Source organism: Mediterranea sp. An20, from assembly GCF_002160055.1.
Lineage (GTDB): Bacteria > Bacteroidota > Bacteroidia > Bacteroidales > Bacteroidaceae > Bacteroides > Bacteroides avicola.
The window spans coordinates 24,111-50,819 of the sequence record NZ_NFJV01000015.1 but is presented as its reverse complement, the minus strand read 5'-3'; the positions used below and the strand labels follow the sequence as shown (position 1 = coordinate 50,819).

Genomic DNA, 26,709 nt, shown 5'->3' with positions numbered 1-26,709 from the left:
GTCGGTTATCTGGTCACGCCTGTCATCGCAACCACTGGCGGATGCGTTGCATGGCTTCCTGGCAGTCTTCGTGTGTGCCGAAGGCTGTAAGGCGGATGTATCCTTCGCCGCTGGGACCGAAACCTACGCCGGGCGTACCAACCACGTTGGCGTTGTAGAGCATCTGTTCGAAGAATTTCCACGAGCCGGTTCCGTCTGGAGTCTGTAGCCAGATGTAGGGGGAGTTGACGCCGCCGTAAACAGTCAGTCCGGCGGCTTCAAGCTCCGTTTTCATAGTTCGGGCATTGGTCATATAGTATTCAATGTTTTCTTTCACCTGCTGTTTGCCTTCGGGCGTATAGATGGCTTCGGCGGCACGTTGGGTGATGTAGCTGGTGCCGTTGAATTTGGTGCATTGGCGGCGGTTCCATAACTGGTTGAGAGGGATACGTTCACCGGTCAGCGTGGCGGCAGTCAGTTCCTTGGGCACTACGGTGTAGCCGCAGCGTACTCCCGTGAATCCGGCCGTCTTTGAGAAGCTGCGTATTTCGATGGCAACCTTTTTGGCCCCTCGTATCTCGTAGATAGAGTGGGGGACGTTGTCTTCGTGTATGTAGGCTTCGTAAGCAGCGTCGAATACCAGCAGGGTGTCGTTCTCCAACGCATAGTCTACCCATTTCTTCAACTGGTCGTGGGTCAGCGTGGTGCCTGTGGGGTTATTGGGATAGCACAGGTAAATCAGATCTACCCGGTGGTCGGGTAGGGCAGGGACGAACTGGTTCTCTGCCGTGCAAGGCAGGTAGGTGACATTGCTCCATTTGCCGTCTTCCCCCAACACTCCAGAGCGTCCGCACATGATGTTGCTGTCTACATAGACGGGATAGACGGGGTCGGTGATGCCCATGCTGTTGTCCCATCGCAGTAGCTCGCCTATGTTGCCCGTGTCACTTTTGGCTCCGTCACTGATAAAGATTTCTGAGGTGCTGAAGTGGATGCCGCGGGGCGCATAATCGTTTTTGATAATTGCCTCAGTCAGGAAGTCATATCCTTGTTCGGGACCGTATCCGTGGAAAGTGGCGGCGTCTGCCATTTCATCCACAGCTTTGTGCATAGCTTCGATGCAAGCAGCAGGCAGGGGACGGGTGACGTCGCCGATGCCCAAGCGGATAAGGCGCTGTCTGGGATGCGTTATTTTAAACGTATTTACTTTTTTTGCGATGTCCGAGAACAGGTAACTGCCTGGGAGTTTCAAGAAATGTTCGTTTACTAATGCCATATCTTCGTGTTGTTTTAAGTTGTTCTATAATATATTATGGTATGCAGCTTTTATTGTGTTATTTCAATTTCTCCGTCAAATACCTTGGTGGCTCCCCCCGTCATCAGTACATGTCCGGTGTCCTTATCCCAATCGATGGTAAGGTCGCCACCATCCATCCGGATGACAGCATGCCGTCCGGTACGTCCTGTGAGGCAAGCAGCCACGGCAGTTGCACAAGCTCCGGTTCCGCAAGCTTGTGTGATGCCCGAACCGCGTTCCCATACCCGCATACGAATGCTTCCATCCGGCCATATCTGGGCGAATTCAACGTTGATGCGGTCCGGAAACCACGGGTGATGCTCCAATTGGGGACCGACCTCAGACAAGGGAATCTGTGCTAAGTTGTCGGTAAAGATGACCAAGTGAGGATTGCCCATAGATACTGTTGTGCCGATAAAGGCATATTCTCCGGCTCCAATGGTTTGTTCCCGTAGGTTACCGGGACCGGGTGTCGGTATTCCCATGTCTACTGTGACGGTTTCGACCCGGTTATCTTTAGTATGTAGTTGCAAGGTCTTGATGCCAGACAACGTGTCGAGGGTGACAGTTGTTTTCTCTGTCAGTCCGTAGTCATATACATATTTGCCGATACACCGGCTGGCGTTGCCGCACATCATGGCTTCCGATCCGTCTGCATTGAAGATGCGCATGCTGAAGTCTGCTTGGGTAGAGGGGCCGATGAGCACCAGTCCGTCACTTCCTATCCCCGTATGGGGCGCACTCCATTGGCGGGCAGCCTCCTCGGGGTGTTGCACGGGGTAGCGGAGCGTGTTTACGTAGATGTAGTCATTGCCTGCTCCCTGCATCTTGGTAAATCTGATTGTTTCTGCCATTTTGATTGCGGTTTAATTATAATTGTTTCTTTTTGTCTTGTTGGTTGTGCAAAAGTATGTCGTTTTGCTTAAATAAATGGCGTGTTTGCCTGCTTTTTTAGTTAAAATTGCAGGATTGTTTTATTCTGATGAAAAATGGTGTTGGTAGGTTTTGTATTGTAAGTTGTTTTGTGTGTTTTTGAAACAAATTGATAGTTCTCTTTGGCAGAAGCAGGAACGGCGTAGCTGAATAAGGAGAAAAAGAGAGAGCAGAGCGCACGACAGCAGGTGTTCCCTTTCGGTTTCGTTGCGCTCCGCTCTCTTGAGTCGAGAATTTTTAGGGGCGTTTATTTTTTATTCCGGTTGGCCCGCCGCCGTCTTATGTCGGCTTTCATTTTGGCAGATGCCGAGCCATGTTGCCCCGTAATATATGTTTTCTTTTTGGCTTTCGTCTTTATTTTGTTTTCTTCCTGCGGCTTGTCTTTTTTCCCTTTAAAGACAATGCCTTCCATGATAGCTTTTTCTATGCTCATAACATTTACTGGTTTACTTTCTCGGCTTTGACAATTTCGCCCATGTAGGTGCGAGGCATTCCGTCGGGTGTTGCGGGCGAAGGCAACTTGCGGCACTGTAAGATGAGTGTCGGTTCGTTGCTGCCGTTAGGATAGAAACGGACAGTATATTCCGTGGCCTGGTCCAAGGCATCGTGGGCCTGTTCGGGCGAAAGGATAGTGAACACCACGGGTTTGCCCTCTACCTGTCCCAGCGAACCTCCGGCATTGGCCGTCATGACTGTCTGGTTGAAGGGATCGGAGCCTATGGCGATGACCAGCCGTCCGCTGCCTGTCTGAATATCGTTGGCCGTCAGGGAAGCGGGAGCTACCTCACTGTAAGCGGCGGGCGACTTTTGCGGAGTATCGGCTTCTTTGGCGACTTCTACTTTTTTCTTAGGTACAATCACCATCGGTGCCTGGGCAGCTTCTGCAGGTGCAGTGACTTCGGCCTTTTCTGTTTCTTGGGTTTCGGTCGATTCAACTGCGCTCAGGGCATCAGCTACCTGTTGGTAATAGCTTTCTGCAAAGTCTACGGTCTTGCGGCGCCATTTGGCCAGTCCGCGCACTAACTTGGTTTGCGACTTGTTCAGGGCGTATTTGTCCGTAATCCATTCTTCTGCCGTATATTTCTCTTCGCCCTCCCGGTAGATATAACGTATTTTCTCAATGCTGAAATCACACTTTTCGGGCTGGCAGACTACCGTGAGCTGGTAGATGATGCGTGTGCGGTCCAGCGACAAGGCAGTGGAACTGAATACAATCCAATCGTCTCCTGTGCCCACAATCTGTCCTTTCTCCCGGTTGTGGTAGAGTACGCGGCTGTCGTTACCGTTCTCTTTCAGGCGGGTTTCCATCCACTTCAGCATCCGGTCGAAAATCTCGTCTTGCGACATGCCGGGAATGCTGTATTCTTTGCTGAACACTACTTTTCCTTCTACTTCGGGCACAGCCCCTTTCAGGTATTTGCTGTCGTTATTCTCTTGGGCATGCAGGATGCCTGCCGTAAGAATCATGCAGAGCAGCAGAAGTCCCTTTTTCATCAAATTCTTCATGATATACATTACTTGTTTTTTGAATTAAAATTGAGTGCAATATTACAAAAAACGCCCCAGAATGCTTTTCTTTTTCTTGTTATTTTTCCGTAAAAACGCCATATTCCCTTTTCTGTGTGTATCTCCTGTTTAAAAAATGTTATAATGAGAACAATCTCCATTGATTCTCGTTACATTTGTGGCGTTTTCAATATAAAACTAATTAAGATTATGATTACAGAGAAATTGCAAAAAGCTATCAATGACCAGATTGCAGCAGAGCTGTGGTCGGCTAACCTTTATTTGTCGATGTCTTTCTATATGGAAAAAGAAGGTTTCGGCGGCATGGCCAAATGGCTGAAGAAGCAGTCAGAGGAAGAAAACGGACACGCTTGCGAAATGGCTTCATACCTGATTAAGCGCGGTGGTGTGGCTTTGGTGGACAAGGTAGACGTGGTGCCCAATGAATTCGGCACTCCGTTGGAAGTGTTCCAGCAGGTGTACGAGCACGAATGCCGTGTGTCGAAGATGATCGACGAGCTGACAGACATCGCTTCTGCCGAGAAAGATAAGGCCACGCAGGACTTCCTGTGGAGCTTCATCCGCGAGCAGGTGGAAGAAGAAGCTACGGCTGCCGGAGTAGTTGAGGTGCTGAAGAAGGCAGGTGAAGCAGGCATCTACTACATCGACGATAAGCTGGGTGCCCGTCAATAAGCATTGTTCGGACATTCGGATACGAATAAGTAAAAAGAGAGAGAAGGTTGCTCCGGAGATGGATGCCAATCTTCTCTCTCTTCTTTTTGCTGTGTGGATTTTGACCTTTATATGGCGATGCGCAGGCGGGCTTGGCTGCCAGATTGCCTTCGTTGGTATCTGGAGCCAATTTCCAAGCGCTTGGAAGCAGACTTCCGAAGGCTTATAAGCTGGCTTTGAATATATGACAACCAACGGCCTGTCTGATAGGTTGTTGCCGTTGACAGTCTACAACGTGCCATTGCCCTGCCGGGTGCGGTATGGCGTCACTCTTCCGAAGGCAGGACCTTGCCAATCCCTATTACTTTTCTTTTGCGAGGGTGAAAACGAACTCCAGTCCTCCACCCGGACTGTTCTTGGCAGAGATGGTGCCCCCGTGTATGAGGACTGCGTTTTTCACAATGGCCAGTCCCAGGCCGGTGCCGCCCAATTTGCGCGAACGCCCTTTGTCTACGCGGTAGAAGCGCTCAAACAGGCGATTCAGATGTTCGGGGGCTACGCCTACACCTGTGTCGGCAAAGCTGAAATAATAGAAATTCTCGTCTTCGCGGAAGCAGGAGATGTTGATGCGTATGTTGGTGCCCGCATAGGCTATGGCATTGTCCATCAGATTGCGGAAGATAGAGTAGAGCAGCGAATAGTTGCCACGCAGCTGTATCTTGGACTTCAGTGAGTTGACCACCGTGATGTGTTTCTCTTCCAGTTCCAGGGCCACTTCGTTCACGATGTTGGCCACCAGCAGGCTGATGTCCACCTTCTCCATGTCAATCATATTGGCAGCTTCGTCCATACGTGTCAGTACGGAAATGTCGCGCAGCAGTCGGGTGAGCCGTGTGCTTTGGGCATAGCAGCGTTCCAGAAAGATTTCCATTTTGTCGTGCGGCAGGTTTTCAGTGCTGATGATGGTTTCCAGATAGCCCTGTATGCTGCTGACGGGTGTCTTCAGTTCGTGGGCTATGTTTTGGGTCAGCTGCCTTTTCAGTCGAATCTGTTCTTCTTCCTGGCTGACATCGTTGATGGAAATCTCAAAGCAGAGGTCTTGGAAGATGATGCATTCCACAATGAACATCCTGCCGTTCTTGTTGATGTGGATAGACATCCGTTTCTCTTCGTTGGACGGCCTCTTGGGAGTTTTGTCGATGAAGTCCGTGATAGGCTTGAACTCATTGATGTTAAAGATGTCCTCTGTTTCTTCCAGGTTGGAGTCGGAAATCAGGTTGCTGTATTGCGTAAACAGATTGTTGACCAGGATTTCTTTTTTGTCTTTATTGAACACCCCCAAGCCCTCTCGTGAAGTCTGCAAGTGTGTGATTAGCTTTTCCCGCTCGATGTAGAGAGCTTCCTTGGTTTCCCGCAGCCGCTTGTAAATCTGCACAATGTGCTCCGAAATCTCTCCCAGCTCGTTGTGTGGGAAATCTGAATCCATGTCGATGGGTTCGTTCTTGTCCGCCCGTTTGGCAAATTCGCGCAACTGGTTGATGGCTTTACCCAGTCTGGCAGTGAAACGGTAGAAGAAGAAAGCCAGCAGCAGGGTGATGGTTACTGTAAACCAGATGTAGTGCGGGTCGGCCGAAAGATGATTCAGCAAGTTCAGGCTGTAGGGTAGTGCAGAGCGTATGATGAACTTGTCGTAAAGTGTGCTGGAATAGAAATAAGACACACCGGTCGTTTCCGATACGCGTCTCACATCGTACCCCTTTCCATCGCGCAGCGCCTTCTGTATTTCAGGTCTGCCAATGTGGTTTTCCATGAGCAGGCTGTCTCCCATGTTATCATACAGCACCTTTCCCTGAAGGTTGATAATGGTTACTCTCAGTCCTTTGCTGACGTACCTGGCAATGTACCGGTCCAGTACGGAATCCCATAAGCTATCGTTCAGCGCATGCAGTTCCATGTACATGCGTTCGTTGTAGTCTTGTAGCTGCATGTTCAGCAATTCTACCTTGTATTCTTTTTCGCGCTGATATTGATAAGCAATAAAACACAAGGCAAAAACGATAAACAGCGATATGACAGACAGGAAAAGTTTCCAGCTGAACGAGATGCAGTGTCTGTTTTTATTCGGCTTCAAAGCAGTATCCATATCCTAATCGGGTTACTATGCATTTACCATACGCACCGATTTTTTTGCGCAGGCGGGTGATGTTCACATCGATGGTGCGGTCGAGCACATAAACTTCGTCACTCCAGATGCGGTGCAGGATGTCTTCGCGGGAGAAGACCCTTCCTTTGTTTTGCAGCAAGAGGAGGAGAATCTCGAACTCTTTTTTGGTCAGAGAGGCCTCTTCGCCGTCGATGCTTACTTTTTTCTTTACTATATCCAGAACCAGTGTCTTGTAGGTAAGCTGTTCGGGCAATGCAGCCACTTCTTCCTGTTTGGTGCGTCTCAGCACGGCCTTGACGCGTGCGGTGACTTCGCGCAGGGAAAATGGTTTGGAGATATAGTCGTCTGCCCCTAAGTTGAACCCGGTGATGGTGTCGTTTTCCGTGTCTTTGGCCGTAATGAATATGATTGGGATATGTGCCGTTTTCCGGTCTTTCTTCAGGATATTGGCCATTTTGAATCCGGAAATTTCTCCCATCATAACGTCAAGCAGCAAGAGGTCATAACTGCTGATGTCCATTTTCAGGGCTTCTTCGGCAGAATTGGCTGTTTCTATTTCATAGCCTTCATTCTCCAGATTGAATTTCAAGATTTCGCACAAATCTTCTTCATCATCCACTACTAAAATCCGATAATTGCTCATTGCTATACTTTTTTGATTGTTCCGGCTATCTTTGCTTCTTGGTATCTCAAAGTTTTCAGGCACATCTTTTCTTGTGTCTGTCTGCAAAGGTAAGCGTATTTTCTTTTGTGCGGCAAAAGTGCGTCAGATTTGTTACGTGGGAATGAAACAGAGGTTACATTTCTGTTACATCCGGTATATTTTGTATTATTTGTTGCATGCCATTACCTTGCCCTCCTGATTCCGTCTGTCTTTATTTCCTTTTCCCGTAGAGTTTATCAATCAGGTCATCTCTTTTCAGTTTTCTGAGTTCCTGAATGATGTTACGTCTTTCCTCCGGTTTGTACCAGAAGAAGAACTGGCGCTGGGCCAGCTTTTCCTGTTTGGTCCGTGCGCTGAACACCGGTTCGAGCGTATAGGGGTGATAACCGGTGTACCAGGTTTCGGTAGCCACGGTCATGGGGGTGGGAGTAAAGTCCTGCACCTGTTCCAGATGGAAGTCCAGCCGCTTGGTGATGACAGCCAGCTCGGCCATATCTTCTTCGTGGCATCCCGGATGGCTGGAGATGAAATAAGGGATGAGCTGTTGGCGCAGCCCGGCTTCGCGGTTGATTTGGTCGAATATTCTCTTGAAAGCTTCGAACAGTCTGAAAGATGGCTTGCGCATGATGCGGAGTACGCGGTCGGACGTATGTTCGGGAGCCACTTTCAGTCTTCCGCTGACATGGTGGGTGATGAGTTGCCTGGTGTATTCGCGGGCAGCCTTATCTGTTTGCGGGTCGTTGGTGGTATGCAGCAGCAGGTCATAGCGCACTCCACTTCCGATGAATGATTTCTTGATGCCGGGCAGCGCATCTACCGCTTGGTAAATGTCGAGCAGCGGGCGGTGGTCGGTGTTGAGGTTAGGGCAGACGGCCGGGTGGATACACGACGGTCGCTTGCATTTGTGACACAAATCTTCGTTCCTGCCTTTCATCCGATACATGTTGGCACTGGGACCTCCCAAGTCGCTCAAGTACCCTTTGAAGTCGGGAAGTTCCATAATGGCCTTTACCTCACGCAAGATGCTTTCCTTGGAACGGCTGGTGATGAATTTTCCCTGATGGGCCGAGATGGTACAGAAGGCGCATCCACCAAAGCATCCCCGGTGAATGTTGACGGAGAACTTTATCATGTCATAGGCCGGGATGCGCTTGCCTTTATACTTGGGATGGGGCATGCGCGTATAAGGCAGGTCATACGAATGGTCCAGTTCGGCTTCCGTCATCGGTGGATAAGGAGGATTGACCACTACGGTCTGTAGGCCGGTCTGTTGCAGAATGCGGCTGGCGGTGTATTTGTTGCTTTCTTCCTCAATGTGCCGGAAGTTGGCTGCCTGTTTCTTTTTGTCCTGCAGGCACTCTTCGTGCGCATACAGCACCACGTCGCCCTCCTGAGGCTTCAGGGCTGTTGGGGTCAGGTAAGCAATTTGCGGCACATCCTGCACCAGTGCCAACACTTCGGAAGCCGGCGTATGGGGTGGGACGCGTCTGGCGAGTTCTGTTATCGGCTTTTCGCCCATGCCATAAATCAGGATGTCCGCTCCGCTGTCTTGCAGGATACTGGGACGTAGTGCGTCTTGCCAATAGTCGTAGTGCGTCAGGCGGCGCATGCTGGCTTCTATGCCTCCCAATACGACGGGTATGTCGGGGAAAAGTTTCTTCAATATCTGTGTATAGACAATAGAAGGATATTCGGGGCGCATGTCGGGGCGTGCATCGGGTGTATAAGCATCGTCGCTTCGCAAGCGTTTGTTGGCGGTATAACGGTTGACCATGGAGTCCATGCAGCCGGCAGTGATGCCGAAGAACAGGCGTGGACGTCCCAGTTTCTTGAAGTCGCGCAAGTCGTCCCGCCAGTTAGGCTGCGGCACGATGGCCACACGCAATCCCTCTGCTTCGAGAATGCGTCCGATGACTGCCGCTCCGAAAGACGGGTGGTCTACATACGCGTCACCGCTGAACAGAATCACATCCAATTCTTCCCAGCCGCGCAACTCTATCTCTTTCTTGGTGGTAGGTAACCAATCTGTCAGTTTGTATTCTTTCATGTCGCAAACTTAGAAAAAATCTGTGAGATAATTGCATGGAATGTGCAGATTTGCATAACCGGGAATCGGGGATAACGGTTCGGGAAGCAGTTTTCTTCGCAAAAAACAGCGGGCGCACAGGCTGTTGGTTCCTAAGCAATAAGCAGTCTGCTTCCAAGCGACAAGCAGCCTGCTTCCAAGCGATAAGCACTTGGGTCGTTATACGTGTGAATTAATATTGTGATTGTCAGTTGTCTGGCTGTTTTGTGGCTTTCAGTCCGCTAACTATGACTTTCAGTCCGCTAACTGTGACTTTGAGCGTCGTAACTCTCCATTTGAGAAATCCAAGTGTAAAGATTCAGATTCTTTTCCTCAACCTGGAAGGCTTACTTTTTTTGACTTATGAAGAATTTGTCGTACTTTTGTTTACTCATTTATATAATTAAGGTATTTATGAATTACGGATTCGTGAAAGTAGCAGCAGCCGTGCCGCGGGTAAAGGTGGCCGATTGCAAGTTCAATGCTTCTCAGATAGAGAAAGAAATCATCATTGCCTGTGGCAGGGGAGTAGAAATCATTGTCTTCCCCGAATTAAGCCTGACGGGTTATACGTGCGGTGACCTGTTTGCCCACCAGCTGTTGTTGGAGAACGCTGAGATGGGGCTGCTGCAGATTCTGAACAATACGCGACAGCTGGAAATTATTTCCATTCTCGGGATGTCGGTACCTTTGAACGGAATGTTGCTCAATGCAGCGGTAGTTATTCAGAAAGGACGTGTATTGGGAGTGGTTCCGAAGACCTATCTGCCCAATTATAAAGAATTTTATGAAAAACGCTGGTTTACCTCTGCCGCTCAGGTGAGCGAACGGAGCGTGCGTCTTTGCGGGCAGACCGTCCCGATGGGAGTAGATTTGCTGTTTGACACGGTGAATACTACTTTCGGCATTGAACTGTGCGAGGATCTTTGGGCGCCCGTTCCACCCAGTTCGGCATTGGCCTTGCAGGGTGCGGAAATCATTTTCAACCTGTCGGCAGACAATGAAGGGGTGGGCAAGCATGCCTATCTGCGTTCGCTCATTGCCCAGCAGTCTGCCCGGTGCATTGCAGGCTATGTGTTCAGTTCGTGCGGTTTCGGCGAATCTACCACCGATGTAGTCTTTGCAGGCAATGGCCTGATTTATGAGAATGGCAGTCTGCTGGCTGCAGGCAAGCGTTTTTCATTGGAAGAGCAGGTAGTGACGAGCGAGATAGACGTGGAACGTCTGCGTGCCGAACGCCGGGTAAATACGACATTTGCCTCCTGCCGTTCGCTGGTGGCCCAGGATGCCCCCCGGCGCATTGCTGCCGAATATGTCAACCTGCCGGAGCTTCAGCTGACCCGCACTTTCGACCCGCATCCTTTTGTTCCTCAGGGACCCGCACTGGATGAACGTTGCAGTGAAATATTCTCCATACAAGTGGCCGGACTGGCCCAGCGGTTGACGCATACCCACGCCAAGTCGGCAGTAGTAGGCATATCCGGCGGGTTGGATTCCACGCTGGCCCTGCTGGTGTGCGTACAGACGTTCGACAGACTGGAATTGTCGCGCAAAGGCATTATCGGTGTGACGATGCCGGGATTTGGCACTACCGACCGCACGCACGACAATGCCGTCAGACTGATGGAACTGCTTGGCATTACGGTGCGTGAGGTGAGCATCCGGGCCGCTTGCCTCCAGCATTTCCACGACATCGGACACGACCCGGAGGTGCATGATGTGACCTATGAAAATTCGCAGGCCCGCGAACGTACCCAGATTCTGATGGACATAGCCAACCAGACAGGAGGTTTGGTTGTCGGCACGGGCGACCTTTCAGAGCTGGCGTTAGGGTGGGCTACCTACAACGGCGACCACATGTCGATGTATGGAGTCAATGCCAGTGTGCCCAAGACGCTGGTGAAGCATCTGGTGAAATGGGTGGCAGGCCACAGTGCAGACGAAGCCACACGCGACACATTGCTGGACATCGTAGATACGCCCATCAGCCCCGAACTGATTCCCGCTGCTTCGGACGGCACTATCCAGCAGATAACGGAAGACTTGGTAGGACCTTACGAACTGCACGACTTCTTCCTTTATTATTTCCTGCGCTTCGGCTTTGGGCCATCCAAAATCTATTACCTGGCTGTGCGCACCTTCAAGGGTACCTACGATGAGGCTACCATCAAGAAATGGCTGACCACATTCTGCCGCCGTTTCTTCAACCAGCAGTTCAAGCGTTCCTGCCTGCCCGACGGGCCCAAGGTGGGAAGCGTGTCGCTCAGTCCGCGTGGCGACTGGCGCATGCCGAGTGATGCTTCGGCTGATGCCTGGCTTAACGACGCAGCATCTCTTTAGCAGCCCGGCGCCCGGCCTCCACGATTTTTTCGGCGTGGAAGAATTCCATCATGTCGTAGTCTTCTCCGCAAAGGCTGATGAGAAGGTCGGGTGGAGTTTGAGCCAGTTCGTATCGGGTGATTTGCTGCATCATCAGGCGCGAGGATTTGGTTATCAGTTGGTAGGGATTCAGACGCTTCCTGCCTTTCTTTCCGGCGGGAGCGTTTACATCCACTGCCACGAGCAGGTCGCCGGGTGTGCGCACGGCATGGTTCAGGGGAAGCGGATTCAAGATGCCGCCATCCACCAGCAGTTGGTGGTCACCCCGGTGGAAAGGACGGAACAGCATCGGGATGGAGATGGAGGCACGGATGGCATCGAACAGGCTGCCCCGGTCGAACTTCACCTCCTGTTCGCTTACAATGTCGGTAGCCATGGCCACGTAGGGAATGGGCAAATCCTCGATGTTGACATCCGGCAGGATTTGTTTCAGTTCGCGGATAAAGCGGTCGCCTTTCACAATGCCGTCGCTGCTCAGGCTGAGGTCGGCGAGGTGCCACATTTTCCGTTTGTTCCAGGTGCAGAGCCACTGTTTGCATGCCTCCAATTGGCCGGTGGCATACATGGCGCCCACCATGGCTCCCATTGAGCTTCCGGCGATGGAGGTTATCTCATAACCCTGTTTCACCAGTTCTTCTATGACGCCGATGTGGGCAATGCCTCGGGCACCACCCATGGAGAGGACCAGGGCGACGCGCTGTCCGGTGTTCGGTTGTTGCAGTTCCATATACTTGAAAATAGATGTTTTATGCGGGCAAATATAGTGATAACCTCTTGTTTGCCTGTTTTATTCCTTCTTAAACAAAATGAAAATACTGATATTGAATGCCAGTCCCCGGTGCGGAGGAAACATTTCGCGTATGCTGGATGCCATGAAGCAGGAGGCCGAAGGGTTAGGATATGAGGTGATGTATGAAACGGTGTCGCATCTGGCAGTCCGTCCGTGTACGGGCTGCATGAAGTGTCGCACAAGCGGGCATTGCATCTTGCCCTCAGACGATGCACAGCGGATGTTGTCGCTTATTGGAGCGGCAGATGTGCTGGTCGTCGGTTCGCCGTGTTACTGGGGCAATATGCCGGGTACATTGAAAGTGCTGTTCGACCGCATCGTGTATGGCCTGATGGGGGAGAGCCCGCACGGAATGCCGTTGCCGCTGCACAAAGGGAAACGGGCCATACTGGTTACTGCCTGCACCACGCCCTGGCCTTTCAACATCTGGTTCCGGCAGTCGCGGGGCACCGTGCGGGCCTTGCGGGAGATTCTGAAGTGGAGCGGTTTCCGTATTGTGCGTTCTATCGAGCGGGGAGGCACGAAGACGCATCCGCTGACGGAACGCAACCTGGAGCGGTGCCGCAGGGCCGTGCGGCGTTTAGACTGATTTAAGAGCTTTTTCGCTTGTTCTGTCGGGAATAGTAGGTGCGGCGCATCATGTAGTCAAGTCCCAGCAGGATAAGGACCAGTGCAGCCAGGAAGAGCATCGGTCCGTAGTCGGCATTTCTTCCTGTCTCCCACAATTGCCTGAACGCTTGCCGCAGTCTGTCGCCGAAGAGGCAGAAAAGAACAAACACACCGCTGCCCGCCAGCAGAACTGCTGCCGTCGTGATGGCTGCCAGTTGCCGTCGTTCAGCCTGTTTCTCGCGCAGTCGTGCCAGTTCGTCTATCCGTTGCAGGGTGCGGAAACAGAAATTGGGAGAGAGGTGCGGCATGTTCTCTTCCCGTTTCAGAGCTTTTCTCAGGGCTTTGTCTTTCAGTTCATTCATAGTTTTTCCTCCTCTTTTTTCATCAACAGATACAGTTTCTTGCGGATGCGGTGCAGCTTCACCTTCAGGTTGCTTTCCGTCAGTCCCGTGATGCGTGCCAAGTCGTGCAGGCTTTTTTCTTCTTCGTAAAATAGGGTGACGATGGCTTGTTCTTCCGCTTCCAGTTGCCCGATGGCGTGGTGGAGCAAGGCGATGCGTTCTTCGTTCTCTTCGTCCAAGGCTTCGTCTACCACTTTGTCCGAAAGAGCAGACAGTTCCTGTTCGTCCATGACACTGGTAGCGAAATTCTGTTTGCGCACATGCGAAACGGCCGTATGGTAGGCTATGGCGTAAAGCCAGGTAGAAAAGCTGCTCTTTCCCCGGAAACCGGACAGTTGCCCGAAGGCTTTGAGAAACACATCCTGCGTCAGCTCTTCGGCATCTTCGCGGTTGCCCACGATGCGGAGAATAAGGTGAAACACCTGTTCGCCGTACTTCTGCAGGAAGTACCCGAACAAGGAAGTCTCTCCGTTAAGGATGCGCAGGATGATATGTGCTTCGTTTCTGTCCATATTCGTTTGTTAGACGCAGTTTTGTTGGAAAGGTTACAGGAAGTCTGCTTTTTTTCTTTTCCGGAGCGCAAACCTGTTACAGTATAGCCGTTGCAGTTGGCCGAATATTTTTTCTTGCGGATGTGTAACCTTTCTTGCGGGGCTGCGTCTAACAGGTACAACGAATTCGATTATTAACCTTTAAAACGATTGAAAGTATGTTTGATTTTGATTTTTTAGTTCCTATTGTTGTTGTTGGCACTATTACATTAGGTATTTACAAGTTGTTTGAACTCTTTGTGTGCCGTCGTGAGCGGATGATGATGATTGAGCGTATGGCCGACCTGCACGTACAGGGAATTCCCAAACTGCAGTATGGGCTGAACTTCAAGTTCAGGCTCTCGTTCTCCCCTCTGAAGTGGGGCTGTCTGCTGATGGGCATTGGTCTCGGCGTCTTGCTGGGTTATTTCATCTGTTGGAATACCATTCCTGAGTTTCCCGGCGACTTGTATTATAATTCTAACACGATTGTGGCTACAATCTTTAGTGCCTGTGTCTTGCTGATGGGCGGTGCCGGTCTGCTGGTGGCTTTCCTGATTGAACTGAAAGTGAAGCAGAAAGACGGGGAGGAGAAACTGTTATAAATTTTGTTTCTCAGTTTCCGCACAGGATCAGGAGCCGGGTATGCCAGGCGTATGATTCCGTTTCTTGATACATTGTCCGGATTAATTCCGTACCTTTGCGTCCCGAAACAAACCTGAAGATATGCAACCGACTCCGAATCTACAGAAAGGCGACCTGACGCAAGGACCCATTACCGGTACCCTGCTTCGTTTTACCCTGCCCATGATGGCAGGGTCTCTTTTGCAACAATGCTACAACATAGCCGATACGCTTATCGTAGGACGGTGTATTGGTTCGGGGGCATTGGCGGCGGTAGGTTCGGCTTACGCACTGATGACGTTTCTCATCAGCATCCTGTTGGGGTTGTCGCTGGGTAGCGGCACTGTGTTCTCGCTCCGTTTTGGAGCGGGCGACAGAGTAGGTTTGAGGCGCAGCATCTTTGTGTCGTTTTCGTTTATCGGGGCAGTGGCAGTGGTGCTTACGGGGCTGATGCTGACCACGCTCGACCCGGTGTTACGCCTGCTTCAGACACCAGACGACATCTATGATATGATGCGCAGTTATCTGTGGGTCATATACTGGGGCATTCCCTTTACTTTCCTTTACAATTACGGGGCGGCGTTGCTGCGTGCCGTGGGCGATGCGGTGACGCCTCTGTGGTTCCTGGCAGGTTCGGTGGTGTTGAACATTGGGCTGGACTTGCTCTTTATCTTGACTTTCGGCTGGGGCATTGAGGGAGCAGCGGCTGCTACGGTAGTGTCGCAGGGCTTGTCGGCTGTGGGGTTGTCCGTGTGGCTGTGGGTGTGCAGGCCGGAGTTGAGAGTGCGGCGTGCAGATGCTGTGTTCGACCGGGTGACGCTGCACGAGATTACGTCTTTCTCCTTTCTTACTTGTGTGCAGCAGTCGGTGATGAACTTTGGTATCCTGCTGGTTCAGGGCTTGGTGAACAGTTTCGGCACGGTGGTGATGGCTGCTTTTGCCGCTGCGGTCAAGATAGATTCGTTTGCCTATATGCCTGTGCAGGAGTTCGGTAATGCCTTCTCAACATTCATAGCACAGAATTTCGGGGCGCAGAAGCATGAACGTATCCGCCGGGGAGTACGGAGCGCGTTTGTCACCTCGGTGGTGTTTTCGCTGGCGGTGTCAGTGCTGGTATTTGTGTTTGCCCGACCGCTGATGCTGGTGTTTGTACGGCCGGAGGAGACAGAGATCCTGCGTGTCGGGGTGGAGTATCTGCGCATTGAGGGAGCATTCTATCCGGGCATCGGCATTCTGTTCTTGCTTTATGGTTACTATCGGGCCGTCCGTATGCCGGGCATGTCGGTGGTGCTGACAGTATTGTCGCTGGGGGTGCGTGTCGCTTTGTCTTATTGGCTGGCATCTACGTTCGTAGGAGTGTCGGGCATCTGGTGGTCCATTCCTATCGGGTGGGCGTTGGCGGATGTGGTAGGCATATTCTGTTATTATCGGATGAAAATAGCCGCTCCTATCTGTCACAGACGGGAACGGTCTTATGAGAGTTATTTATGAAGAGTGATTGCAGGTGTATCAGGGTTCGGTACCTCCGCCTAAGGCATGGTACAAGTTTATTACGCCCTGTATTTCGTCGTAACGGTCCGAGGCAACTGTCAACTGTGCCGAAAGCAGCGACTGGCGGGCAGTGAGCACCTGGAGGTAGTTCGTGTCTGCCGAATTTTCCATCAGTAGTTCTGTGTCGTCCACGGTGAGGGCGAGCTGTTCTACCTGACCGCTGTCCAGCCGGATGCGTTCGCGGGCAGTCTGCCATTGGACCAGGGCGTTGTTCACCTCATTGCCCGCATCAAGCAGCGACTGGCGGAATTGCAGTACAGCTTCCTCCTGCTGTGCCTTGGCAATTTTCAGGTTGGCCAGGTTCTGTCCACGGTTGAAAAGGGGTTGTACCAGCGAGCCGACGGCCTGAAGCAGCCATGCGCCAGGATTAGTGATGGCTGCCCCCCCGCTGTTGGTCCATCCTGCCGAACCGCTGAGGGTTATCGAAGGATAGAAAGCTGCACGGGCAGAGTTTGTAGCATAGAAGGCTTGCATCAGTTGGGCTTCGGCCTGGCGCACATCGGGACGACGTGCCAGGAGTTCGAGCGGCACCCCCACACTGAGATTGGAAGGAAACTGCTGCCTGTCCATTGTACTGCGTTCCAGGTGCCGGGGAGTCAATCCTACAAAGACGCAAAGGGCATTTTCCTGCTCCACGGCCTGCTGCTGGAGACTGAGTAGTGATGATTCGGCAGCCAGCCGCGAGGCCTCTGCCTGGGTCAGTGTGGCACGGTCGGCCTGACCCGCTTGCATCAGGGCTGCAAGGCTGCGGACATATTCGCGCCAACTCTCGGCCGTCTGTTCGGTGATGCGTATCTGTTCGTCCAACATCAGCAGGGCATAGTAACTGTCGGCTACAGTAGCGATGACTTGTGTCTGCATGGCTTGCCTATAAGCATCGCTGGCGAGGAGCGATGCCAGGGCTTGCCTCTTGCTGTTGCGCAGCTTACCGAAGAGGTCGATTTCCCACGATGCCGAGGCACCGAGGCTGTACGTCTTCTGTGTCTTCTGACCGTCGAAGCTCGACAGGGTGCCCGTCGGGTCCAGTTGTATGGAGGGCAGATAGGCCTGCTTCGACTGGCGTAGAGTGGCTTGCGCTTCCTCCACCTGCAGACGGGCTACTGCCAGGTCGGCATTCGCCGTAAGTCCCTGCCGGATGAGGTGTTGCAGGTGTGGGTCAGTGAAGAGTTCTTCCCACCGCAGTGTGGCGATGGAGCGGGTGGTGTCCGGTCGTGCTTCGGGGCGGTAGAGGCTGTCGATGCCTGCCACAGCTTGTGACGGACGCTCATAGTTGGTGTATATGCCGCACGAAGTCAACATAAAGACGGCAAATATTATCAAGGTATATCTCTGCATATTCATATCAGTAAAGAACTTACAAACTAATAAACTTAAGTAAATCATTGGAACTAATCTGTGCGATGTAATAGCTGCGATGTTACAGTGTAACAATAGGCCTGTTACACTGTAACAATAGGTATGTTACGGCGTAACATTAGCTGTGTTACATCTCTACAGCCGTACTGTGAAATAACAGTTATAGCATAAGCTTACTTTCAACATCTGTTTTTTACTTCCAATTAGGATTATTCATCATGTTTCCGTTCGGGCATCAGTCGTTCCTGCATGGCCTGGAAGACAATGAATAAGACGGGTACTACAAAGAGCAGCGCCAGTGTACCCACCAGCAGTCCACCCACCACACCGGTGCCGAGCGAGATGTTGCCATTGGCTCCTGCGCCGCTGGCGAAGACCAGGGGTAGCATGCCGATAACCATACAGAGCACCGTCATGAGGATAGGACGCAGACGGATAGCGGCAGCCGACACGGCAGCCTGAGCCAGCGTCATGCCTTGACGGCGGCGGGTGGCGGCGTATTCTGTGATGAGGATGGCTGTCTTGGCCAGCAGACCGATGAGCATGATGAGTCCCGTCTGCATGTAGATGTTGTTCTCCAGCCCGTACAGATTGCTCAGTGCGAAGCTACCCACCAGACCGAAGGGCACGCTGAGCATCACGGCCAAGGGTACGAAGAGGCTTTCATAGAGCGCACACAAGATGAGGTAAATGAAGACGATGCAGATGGCGAAGACGATGACCGTGTTCGACCCGCTGCCCGCCTCCTCGCGGGTGATGCCGCCAAACTCGTAGCCATAGCCCACGGGCAGGGTTTCCTTGGCCACTTCGGCCACGGCGTTGATGACGTCGCCCGACGAGTATCCGTCGTTCATCATGGCGTTCACCTGGATGCTGCTGTAGAGGTTGAAGCGTGTCAGCGTCTCCGGCCCGTAAGCTTTGGTCAGGGTAAGAAACTGTCCGATGGGAGCCATGTCGCCGTCTTCGGTGCGGACAAACATGTTGTTCAGCGCGTCCTTGTCCAAACGGAAATCCTTGTCGGCCTGTATGTAGACGCGATAGAGCTTGGAGAAGCGGTTGAGGTTGGACACGTAGTTGCCGCCGATGTAGCCAGACATCACGCTGAGAACGTCGCTGGGCGAGACACCCATGCGCTTGCACCGTGCAGCATCCACCTCGACAAGGTATTGCGGGAAGCGGGTGTCGAAAGTCGTGTAGGCCGTCTGCACTTCGGGGCGGGCGTTGAGGGCGGCAATGAAGCGGTCGGCATGTTCCTTCAGTTCGTCGATGTCGCCACCGGCGCGGTCCTGCACGTACAGTTCGACGCCACTGCCCGTGCCGTAGCCCATGATAGTGGGCTGGGCGAAGGCGAAGAGCTTGGCGCTGTGCACGTTGGCTGTGCGGCGGTATATCTCGCTGATGACCGCACTGATGTAATCTTCGTCACTGGTGCGTTCGCTCCAGTTCTTCAGCTTGATGATGAGCATGCCGCCACTAGGCGCCTGTCCACCGAGCATACTGTAGCCTGATACGTTGGAGTATCGCTCAATCTGCGGGATGTCTTTGATGCAGGCTTCAATCTCCTCCATCGCGCGGATGGTCTGGTTCAGGCTGCTGCCCGGCGGGGTGGTGACGTTGACGAAGATGCTGCCCATGTCCTCATCGGGCACGAGGCCGGTCTTGGTGGTGCGCATCAGCACGACCAACAACACGACTGTGGCCCCGATACCCACGCCCACGAGCCACTTGCGGCGGAAGAACCACTTGACCCCGCCCTTGTAGCGCAGCACAATCCGCTGGAACGAAGCCTCAAACGCCCGGTGGAAGCGCGAGGAGAAACTCAGCTTCTGCCCCGTGGTGGCATCGGTGTGCGGTGTCATCAAGAGAGCGCACAGGGCGGGACAGGTGGTCAGGGCATTGAGGGCCGATAGTCCCACGGCCACGGCCATCGTCAGGCCGAACTGCATGTAGAACGTGCCGCTCGTGCCGCCCATGAACGACGTGGGGATGAATACCGCCATGAATACCAGCGAGGTGGTGACGATGGCCGACGCAATGCCGTCCATGGCCCGGCTGGTAGCCTGATAGGGTGAACGCACGCCTTCGTCGAACTGCGCCTGTACGGCTTCTACCACCACGATGGCATCGTCCACCACCGTACCAATTACTAATACTAAGGCAAATAAGGTTAAAAGATTAAGGGAGAAACCCGCTATATAGAGGAAGGCGAACGTACCCACCAACGACACAATGACCGAGATGGCGGGAATGACCGTGGAGCGCACACTTTGCAGGAAGACATATACCACCAGGATAACCAGGATGATGGCCTCGACCAGTGTCTTCACCACCTCGTGGATGGAAGCGTCCAGAAACTCCTTGACGCTCATCACGTCCACCAGTTCCAGACCTTTGGGCAACTCCGCGCGTACCTCCTCCATCAGCTTGTCTATCTCCTGAATGATTTCGTTGGCGTTCGAGCCGGCCGTCTGCGCTATCATGGCCGTGGCGCTGGGGTGGCCGTCCACTTCGCTGCTGTGCGAGTAGCTCTGCGTGCCCAGCTCTATGCGGGCGATGTCGCCTAAACGTAAGATCTCTCCGTTGTCCAGCGACTTGACAACGATATTGCCAAATTCTTCGGCAGTCTCATAGCGGCCCCGGTACTTCAGGGTATATTGGAAGGTGTTCTCCGAGTCCTCTCCCAGTGTGCCCGTGGCGGCCTCTATGTTCTGCTCGTCCAGCACGGCAGTCACGTCGGCGGGCACCAGTCCGTATTGTGCCATCCGCTGCGGGTCGAGCCAGATGCGCATGGCGTAGTCGTCGCCCATCACGTTGACATTCCCTACACCGCTGACGCGCGAAAGGCGTGGCTCGATGTTTATCTTGAAATAGTTGTTGATGAACGTCTGGTCATACGAATCGTCCGGGCTGTAGAGGGCGATGATTTTCAACATGGAGCTTTGCCGCTTCTCCACCGTCACGCCGATTTTAGTCACCTCTGCGGGAAGCAGACCCTCAGCCTCGCTAACGCGGTTCTTGGTGTTGATGGTGGCCATGTCCGGGTCGGTTCCTTGTTTGAAATAGACAGTAATGCTGCCCGAACCGGTATTGGTGGAAGTGGAGGTCATGTATAGCATGTCCTCCACGCCGTTGATAGCCTCCTCGAGGGGGACAACAACGGATTTCTGTACGGTTTCAGCATTGGCACCTGTGTAGGTGGCAGACACCATGACCGTGGGAGGCGCAATGTCCGGATATTGTTCCATCGGCAGATTGACCAGACCGATAAGCCCCACCAGCAGTATCAGCACCGATACGACGCAGGCCAGGATGGGGCGGTCTATAAAGAGTTTCAGTTTCATGATTTTCTATTCTTAGTTCTTTATTTTTCATTAATCAATGTCCCTTCTTGCAGCAAGCCGGCACCTTCGGCCACAATGACATCGCCTGTTTTCAGTCCGCTCTCCACGATGTACTCCTTACCGTCGTTCACGGGGAAAACAGTGACTTGCGATGAGGCTGCCTTTCCATCCACAACCTTGTAGACGAATACCTTGTCTTGAATTTCATAAGTAGCTTCCTGCGGAACGACCAGCACGCTGTCCCGCTGGTAGGGGAAGATGAGTGTGGCACTGCTACCGTTGCGCAACATCCTTTCCGGGTTGGGGAAGGTTGCCCTCAGGCTTACTGCGCCCGTGCCGCTGCTGATGGTACCGCTAATGGCATCAATGTGTCCCGTGTGGTCATACAATTGTCCGTCGCTCAGGCGCAGCGATACTTCAGGCATCTGCGCCAGTGTCTTGTCCAGCGTGCCATGCTCGCGGATGAGGCTCAGCACCTGGCTTTCGGTCAAAGAGAAGTAGACGTACATCTCCTCGTCATCGGAGACGGTGGTCAGCGGAGTCGAGATGCTGGCATCAACCAACGCCCCCACGCGGTAAGGAATCATGCTCGCCACACCGTCCACGGGGCTCTTCACTACGGTGTACGACAGGTCGTTTCTGGCACTCGTCTCCTGCGCCTTGGCCTGAGCCAATGCCGCCTCAGCCTCCAACAACGAGTTCTTGGCTGTTTGCAGGTCGAAGGCAGACACTACTTTATTGTCGAAAAGCGTCTGCTTGCTGTCTGCTGTCATACGGGCGGTGGCCACAGCCGCCTCGGCACTCTTTACATTGGCTATGGCGGTTTCCAACGCCGCCTGGTAGGGCACTTGGTCGATGATGAACAACGGCTGTCCCTTGCTCACTTTCGCACCTTCGTCTATGCACACTTCGGTGATGGTGCCGCTCACCTGAGGGCGAATCTCCACACTTTGCCTACCTTCGACCACAGCGGTGTATTCACGCGTCAGCGTGCGGTCAGCAGGGCTGAGTGTCAATGTCTTGTACTGTGCTCCGCCATTCTGTTGCGGGGCATCCTTGCATGCGGCCAGACACGCGAGGCACAGGCCACAGACGGTAGTCCGTCCAAACAGTCTTTTCATCCTTGTCATAACGTATTTATTGAAATCGGGGGCAAAGTTACGGGGCAACAGGCGCGGGATTCTCGTCTGAATCCCGCTGTGATTGGTATTGAATCGGGCGTTACCTTTTTTTTGCTTTAAGAGTGCTAAGAAGATGGAAAAGACTTTTGCACACGCTGTCTTTCCGCTACATTTACGCCGTGATTCACTTGTATATACTCAGTAATATGGACCAATTTGAAGATAAAATCTCTGCCTGGATACGTTCCGGGCTGTCTGTGAACGGAAAAATGGAAATGGCTACTTATGGCAACAGCTTGCTGATGGTACGGCTGGCAGGAACGGACTTCCGTTTGAAGGAGAACTGGTTGCCAGACCGGTGGCATGTGTTTCTACAAGTGTACGAAGGTGAACTTCGCTTGACAGTCAATGCCGACCGCTTAGGGTTTGATGCTCCGGTGTATGTAGACTTTCTGTCCAGGTTTGCGTGGTCGGATGTAACGCTGGCCGGACGCTATCGTGCCTGTATTATTGTGGCAGAGCAGGAATTCTTCATCGAAGCAACCCAGTCGATACGTACTAAAGTGACCGATGGCATGATGTACTTTTCCCAATCTCCTTTTACTTCATTGAAAGAAAATGAAGCGATACGCCTGCAACAGTTGGAAGATGTCATATTTGGTACTCTGCGTGAAGAAAGCAATGTCTTTACCCGCGAACTTCTGCAAACAATGGCCTGTGCGTGGCAGTATGAATTGTGGAATGTTTTTTTTCACCACCACCAGACAGTCCGTACTGAGGGTAAAGTCCACTGGAACGATATTGTGTCGCATTTTCTCTATCTGGCCCATACTCATTGCCGCGAACATCATGAGGTAGGATGGTATGCCGCGCAGACCGGTGTGTCGCCCGATACACTTTCTGCAGCCTTAAAGCGTCTGTTCGGCAAAACAGCCGGCATTATCCTGAACGAGTTGCTCGTCAACGAGGCTAAGGTCTGTTTGAACAATCAGGCTTTTTCGGTACAAGAAGTAGCTGAAATGTTGGGATTTGCCGACCAGTCGGCCTTCGGGAAATTTTTCAAGAGGCAATGCGGAATGTCTCCTTCTGAATTCAGGAAGCAGGAAAATACTGCCGGATAAGGCATTCGGCCGTGCGTGCCAGTTGTGCGCGGGCAAATTCCGGATGTAGGGCGAGCGGGAGGGGAGTGCCGGGTGGATTGATGCAGTGCACGCACTTAAATCCAGCTTGCAATAACAGTCCGGCATCTTCTACTTGTCCTGCCAATAGAGCAACAGGGATGTTCATCTGTCGGGCAACCTTTAAAACACCGGCAGGAACCTTCCCCATCAGGGTCTGTCGGTCGGACTTTCCTTCACCGGTAATAACAAAATCTGCTCCCTGTATTTTTGAAAGAAATCCCGTGGCTTCCAATATCAGTTCAATGCCTGGACGCAAGTCGGCCTGGAGCAACGCATAAAGTCCGCCGCCCATTCCTCCCGCCGCACCGGAACCAGGCAGCAGCTGGACATCTTTACCGGTATATTTGCGGATGATTCTGCTAAAATGCCGGAGTCCCTTGTCTAAAGTCCTCACCTGTTCCCGATCCGCTCCCTTTTGCGGGGCAAATATGCAGGCGGCTCCTTCCGGACCGTAAAATGGATTCCTGACATCGCAGGCTGCTGTAAACAAAGCTTCCTTTACTTCGGGCATTACCTGTGCAGCATCAATGTGTTCCACCCTTGTCAAAGCCTGTCCGCCCAAGCCAACCTCTTGTCCGTTATTGTCTGTAAACTGGTATCCCAAAGCCTGTAACAGCCCCATGCCGGCATCGTTGGTAGCGCTTCCTCCCAGTCCGATAAGGATACGTCGGCATCCTCGTTTGAGCGCGTCCTTTATCAGTTCGCCTGTTCCATACGTAGTGGTAATCAAGGGGGATCGTTGTCCTTCGGGTACCAGAGGCAATCCGCTGATGCGGGCCATTTCTATAAAAGCAGTCTTCCCGTCTTCCGACAGTCCGTAACATGTATTCCGCATTTCCATAAGAGGCCCGTGTGCTTGTAGTCGTACCCATGTGCCTTTCGTTGCATTTATCAGGGCCTCCAGCAGACCTTCTCCGCCATCAGCCACGGGAAATACTATAGTTTCACAAGTCGGACATGCTTTCCGTACGCCTTGTGCGGCAGCCATTCCTGCTTCTGTAGAAGTCAGGCATCCTTTGAGTGAATCGATGGCAAGGACAATTTTGGTTGACATCTTTTTTGTTTGGTAAAATGATTTTGATGCAAAGGTAAGCATTTACCACCAAATAATCGTACCTTTGTCCCCCATGACAGAAGATACATATAAGACCATCACTGCTCCGGCTGAAGGTATTTATACCGAAAAGCGCAGTAAGTTCATAGCTATTGCCCTGCCCGTACAAAGCGTGGCTGCGGTGAAAGAATACTTGGAGACCTACCAGAAAAAGTATTACGATGCCCGTCATGTCTGTTATGCTTATATGTTGGGGCCTGAGCGCAAGGATTTTCGCGCTAACGACAACGGTGAACCCAGCGGCACGGCAGGTAAGCCTATTTTGGGACAAATCAATTCCCACGGGCTGACAGATGTATTGGTTATCGTAGTGCGTTACTTTGGGGGAATCAAGCTGGGTACGAGTGGACTTATCGTTGCCTATCGGATGGCAGCAGCCGAAGCTTTGGGAGCTGCTACTGTGATAGAGAAAACAGTGGACGAGGAGGTGACATTCTTCTTTGAGTACCCATTTATGAATGATGTCATGCGTATAGTCAAGGAAGAGGGACCTGAGATCGTTGACCAGGGTTACGATACCGATTGCCGCATGACGCTGCGCATTCGCCGTTCACGCATGCCCCGTCTTAAGGAGCGGCTGGCAAAAGTCGAAACGTTGCGTATGGACGAGTAAATTAAACATTATCAACTATTATACAACTTATGGCATTTCAAACCACCAAGCGTGAAGCGGGAGAACTGTATGCTTTCTTCCGCTTGTTGGCACAGGGAGAAGCGACCTTCGGCACAGCCCAGGCTGAGCCAGGAACTGCTTGGCCTATAGCATTGATTGAAAGAGAAGAACACGACGGCCTACGCCGTTATTATATCGAGCATACAGATATCCGTCTGGTGTCGGGTGAAAAAGATAAGGACGGCTTTTTTCGGCCTCTACCGGGAGGAGAAGTCTGTTTCCCCCGTGCGGATTTCAGAGCTGCAGCAGACCTTCTGCTTGGTCTGTTGCGCGAGAGTGGCGACAAGATAACAGTTCCTGATGCCCTCGAAAGCTTTTTGGATGCCGTGTGCATATACGACCTCGAAGCCTATACTGAAGACCGTACCGATTTGCGCATTGCTTTCTGGCATCCTGATGCACCATTATCTGGTTTCGTGGTGCGATGCCGGTTGAGCCCCATGAACCCCTTGTTGGACGGAGGGCGTATGGCTAATCTGAAACTGGAGCAGACCGGTGTGAAGTTTGCTTCTCCTACCGTTAATAAAATCAATGCCTTACCCGAGGGACCTAATGAGGTGGCAGAGCGTATGCTGATGATAGAGCGGTTGGGGGGCATACTTAAATATAGCGATGTAGCCGATCGGGTATTTCGGGGTAACTTGCTGATGATAGACTTGCATTTTCCACGTATGTTGTGCGAGATGGTACGTCTCATGCATATTGAGGGCATAACGCGTACTCCTGAGTTAGTAGAGCGTATCAAGCAGATTAATCCGTTGAAGATAAAGGATGAACTGATTCAGAAACATGGCTTTTATGAATACAAGATGAAGCAATTCCTTCTGGCGTTGGCCTTGGGAATGCGTCCTGCCAAACTGTTCAGGGGCATTGATTCGGCCGTGGAGGGCATTCTTCTGGTTGATGGCGACGGACAGGTCTTGGCTTACCATCAGTCATGCCGGCAGGTCCTGGCCGATTTTCTTTATCAGAACTCCCGCTTTGAGAAAGGACCGTTGGAGAAAAACAAATATGGTTTTCTGGAAAGGGAGAATGGGACTTATTACTTCAAACTTAACGCCAAGATTGGACTTGTCAAACGATAAATTTTAACCAAAGACAGATTATGAACGAAGTTTTAAAAAACATCCGGACCCGTCACAGTGTTCGGACTTACACCCAACGTCAGGTAAGCGATGCTGACCTGGCTCTCATTTTGGAGGCTGCCACGATGGCGCCTAACGGTATGCATCTGGAAACCTGGCACTTTACGGCTATTCAGAACCCTGATGTGTTGGTGCGTTTAAATGAGGCTGTGAAAGGGGCTTTTGCCAAGAGTTCCGAACCGCGTCTGAAAGAACGGGGACATAGCGCGACTTACTGCTGTTATTATCACGCTCCCACTTTGGTTCTTGTTTCCAACGAGCCTACTCAGTGGTGGGCTGCCATGGATTGTGCCTGCGCGTTGGAGAATATGTTTCTGGCAGCCGCTTCTTTGGGTATCGGCTCTTGTTGGATTAACCAGATAGGACAAACTTGCGACGATTCCGGTGTGCGTGCCCTGCTGACTGAGTTGGGAGTACCTGCCAATCATAAAGTCTATGGTTGTGCTGCTTTAGGCTATGAGCCGGAAGGAACGCCCGTCAAGGAAAAACGTGTGAAGGAGGGCACTATTACGATAGTGCGTTAGTCTTTCTGAGGAGGATAACCTGCTTTAAACTTGTCCGTATATGGGTGGCTGTGGCTTGTAATATATATCGGTTACGTTTCTTAGCGCTTG

General features: G+C 52.1%; 23 protein-coding genes. 9 read left to right on the top strand and 14 right to left on the bottom strand.

Annotation, left to right across the window (positions count from 1 at the left end):
* Positions 1 to 22: 22 nt before the first annotated feature.
* The 4 genes from B5F34_RS10130 to B5F34_RS10115 form a co-directional block, all read right to left on the bottom strand.
* The gene (locus tag B5F34_RS10130; protein ID WP_087338249.1) at positions 23 to 1,255 is read right to left on the bottom strand and encodes an LL-diaminopimelate aminotransferase; all 1,233 of its coding nucleotides are present in this window, start codon (positions 1,253 to 1,255) and stop codon (positions 23 to 25) included.
* Between the two features lie 50 nt (positions 1,256 to 1,305).
* Positions 1,306 to 2,130: a diaminopimelate epimerase gene (gene dapF, locus B5F34_RS10125; RefSeq protein WP_087338245.1), complete on the bottom strand. Its 825-nt coding sequence runs from the start codon at positions 2,128 to 2,130 to the stop codon at positions 1,306 to 1,308.
* 326 nt (positions 2,131 to 2,456) lie between these two features.
* Positions 2,457 to 2,642: a hypothetical protein gene (locus B5F34_RS10120; RefSeq protein WP_087338242.1), complete on the bottom strand. Its 186-nt coding sequence runs from the start codon at positions 2,640 to 2,642 to the stop codon at positions 2,457 to 2,459.
* Positions 2,643 to 2,647: 5 nt separating this feature from the next.
* Complete coding sequence (locus tag B5F34_RS10115) at positions 2,648 to 3,715, bottom strand: DUF4468 domain-containing protein (RefSeq protein WP_087338381.1); 1,068 nt, start codon at positions 3,713 to 3,715, stop codon at positions 2,648 to 2,650.
* A 210-nt stretch (positions 3,716 to 3,925) separates the two neighbouring features.
* On the opposite strand from B5F34_RS10115, the gene B5F34_RS10110 reads away from it, so the two are divergent.
* Positions 3,926 to 4,408, top strand: coding sequence for a ferritin (locus B5F34_RS10110; RefSeq protein ID WP_087338238.1), 483 nt, complete (start codon positions 3,926 to 3,928; stop codon positions 4,406 to 4,408).
* A 340-nt stretch (positions 4,409 to 4,748) separates the two neighbouring features.
* Here B5F34_RS10110 and B5F34_RS10105 read toward each other — a convergent pair whose 3' ends face one another.
* The 3 genes from B5F34_RS10105 to B5F34_RS10095 all read right to left on the bottom strand — a co-directional run bounded on the left by B5F34_RS10105 (position 4,749) and on the right by B5F34_RS10095 (position 9,262).
* On the bottom strand, positions 4,749 to 6,530 hold the full coding sequence (locus B5F34_RS10105; RefSeq protein ID WP_087338235.1) for an ATP-binding protein: 1,782 nt from the start codon (positions 6,528 to 6,530) through the stop codon (positions 4,749 to 4,751).
* Positions 6,505 to 7,194 carry a response regulator transcription factor gene (locus tag B5F34_RS10100; RefSeq protein WP_087338232.1) on the bottom strand — a complete coding sequence of 230 codons (690 nt, stop codon included), beginning with the start codon at positions 7,192 to 7,194 and terminating at the stop codon, positions 6,505 to 6,507. Before B5F34_RS10100 ends, B5F34_RS10105 begins: the two co-directional genes overlap by 26 nt.
* Positions 7,195 to 7,426: 232 nt before the next feature.
* Positions 7,427 to 9,262, bottom strand: coding sequence for a YgiQ family radical SAM protein (locus tag B5F34_RS10095; RefSeq protein WP_087338229.1), 1,836 nt, complete (start codon positions 9,260 to 9,262; stop codon positions 7,427 to 7,429).
* Between the two features lie 432 nt (positions 9,263 to 9,694).
* Here B5F34_RS10095 and B5F34_RS10090 point away from each other — a divergent pair, with 432 nt between their 5' ends.
* Complete coding sequence (locus tag B5F34_RS10090; protein ID WP_087338378.1) at positions 9,695 to 11,620, top strand: NAD(+) synthase; 1,926 nt, start codon at positions 9,695 to 9,697, stop codon at positions 11,618 to 11,620.
* On the opposite strand, the gene B5F34_RS10085 is transcribed toward B5F34_RS10090, so the two are convergent.
* On the bottom strand, positions 11,598 to 12,386 hold the full coding sequence (locus tag B5F34_RS10085) for a patatin-like phospholipase family protein (RefSeq protein WP_087338225.1): 789 nt from the start codon (positions 12,384 to 12,386) through the stop codon (positions 11,598 to 11,600). The genes B5F34_RS10090 and B5F34_RS10085 overlap by 23 nt on opposite strands.
* Positions 12,387 to 12,465: 79 nt before the next feature.
* Between B5F34_RS10085 and B5F34_RS10080 the strand changes: the two genes are divergently transcribed.
* The gene (locus B5F34_RS10080; RefSeq protein WP_087338222.1) at positions 12,466 to 13,038 is read left to right on the top strand and encodes a flavodoxin family protein; all 573 of its coding nucleotides are present in this window, start codon (positions 12,466 to 12,468) and stop codon (positions 13,036 to 13,038) included.
* A 1-nt stretch (position 13,039) separates the two neighbouring features.
* Here B5F34_RS10080 and B5F34_RS10075 read toward each other — a convergent pair whose 3' ends face one another.
* Complete coding sequence (locus tag B5F34_RS10075; protein ID WP_087338219.1) at positions 13,040 to 13,420, bottom strand: hypothetical protein; 381 nt, start codon at positions 13,418 to 13,420, stop codon at positions 13,040 to 13,042.
* Positions 13,417 to 13,971, bottom strand: a complete 555-nt coding sequence (locus B5F34_RS10070) for a sigma-70 family RNA polymerase sigma factor (protein ID WP_087338216.1) — start codon at positions 13,969 to 13,971, stop codon at positions 13,417 to 13,419. The genes B5F34_RS10075 and B5F34_RS10070 overlap by 4 nt, the downstream gene beginning before the upstream one ends.
* 197 nt (positions 13,972 to 14,168) lie before the next feature.
* Here B5F34_RS10070 and B5F34_RS10065 point away from each other — a divergent pair, with 197 nt between their 5' ends.
* Together B5F34_RS10065 and B5F34_RS10060 are read left to right on the top strand one after the other, a co-directional pair.
* Complete coding sequence (locus B5F34_RS10065; RefSeq protein ID WP_087338213.1) at positions 14,169 to 14,594, top strand: DUF6249 domain-containing protein; 426 nt, start codon at positions 14,169 to 14,171, stop codon at positions 14,592 to 14,594.
* 121 nt (positions 14,595 to 14,715) lie between these two features.
* Positions 14,716 to 16,104, top strand: coding sequence for an MATE family efflux transporter (locus tag B5F34_RS10060; RefSeq protein WP_087338209.1), 1,389 nt, complete (start codon positions 14,716 to 14,718; stop codon positions 16,102 to 16,104).
* Positions 16,105 to 16,122: 18 nt separating this feature from the next.
* Here the strand turns inward: B5F34_RS10060 and B5F34_RS10055 are convergent, their stop codons facing one another.
* From B5F34_RS10055 to B5F34_RS10045, 3 genes are all read right to left on the bottom strand, one after another.
* Positions 16,123 to 17,499: an efflux transporter outer membrane subunit gene (locus tag B5F34_RS10055; protein WP_087338206.1), complete on the bottom strand. Its 1,377-nt coding sequence runs from the start codon at positions 17,497 to 17,499 to the stop codon at positions 16,123 to 16,125.
* 230 nt (positions 17,500 to 17,729) lie between these two features.
* Positions 17,730 to 20,861, bottom strand: a complete 3,132-nt coding sequence (locus B5F34_RS10050; protein ID WP_087338203.1) for an efflux RND transporter permease subunit — start codon at positions 20,859 to 20,861, stop codon at positions 17,730 to 17,732.
* Between the two features lie 20 nt (positions 20,862 to 20,881).
* Complete coding sequence (locus B5F34_RS10045) at positions 20,882 to 21,982, bottom strand: efflux RND transporter periplasmic adaptor subunit (protein WP_087338202.1); 1,101 nt, start codon at positions 21,980 to 21,982, stop codon at positions 20,882 to 20,884.
* Positions 21,983 to 22,188: 206 nt separating this feature from the next.
* On the opposite strand from B5F34_RS10045, the gene B5F34_RS10040 reads away from it, so the two are divergent.
* Positions 22,189 to 23,103, top strand: coding sequence for a helix-turn-helix domain-containing protein (locus B5F34_RS10040; RefSeq protein WP_140392992.1), 915 nt, complete (start codon positions 22,189 to 22,191; stop codon positions 23,101 to 23,103).
* Here the strand turns inward: B5F34_RS10040 and B5F34_RS10035 are convergent.
* Positions 23,075 to 24,217 (bottom strand): glycerate kinase, encoded by a 1,143-nt coding sequence (locus tag B5F34_RS10035; RefSeq protein WP_087338196.1) that lies wholly within the window; start codon positions 24,215 to 24,217, stop codon positions 23,075 to 23,077. The genes B5F34_RS10040 and B5F34_RS10035 overlap by 29 nt on opposite strands.
* Positions 24,218 to 24,290: 73 nt before the next feature.
* On the opposite strand from B5F34_RS10035, the gene B5F34_RS10030 reads away from it, so the two are divergent.
* Genes B5F34_RS10030 through B5F34_RS10020 form a run of 3 tightly spaced genes read left to right on the top strand, consistent with a single transcriptional unit; the run spans position 24,291 to position 26,619 of the window.
* The gene (locus B5F34_RS10030; protein WP_087338193.1) at positions 24,291 to 24,890 is read left to right on the top strand and encodes a YigZ family protein; all 600 of its coding nucleotides are present in this window, start codon (positions 24,291 to 24,293) and stop codon (positions 24,888 to 24,890) included.
* Positions 24,891 to 24,919: 29 nt separating this feature from the next.
* Positions 24,920 to 26,035 (top strand): HpaII family restriction endonuclease, encoded by a 1,116-nt coding sequence (locus B5F34_RS10025; protein WP_087338190.1) that lies wholly within the window; start codon positions 24,920 to 24,922, stop codon positions 26,033 to 26,035.
* A gap of 20 nt (positions 26,036 to 26,055) precedes the next feature.
* The gene (locus B5F34_RS10020) at positions 26,056 to 26,619 is read left to right on the top strand and encodes a nitroreductase family protein (protein ID WP_087338187.1); all 564 of its coding nucleotides are present in this window, start codon (positions 26,056 to 26,058) and stop codon (positions 26,617 to 26,619) included.
* Positions 26,620 to 26,709: the final 90 nt, after the last annotated feature.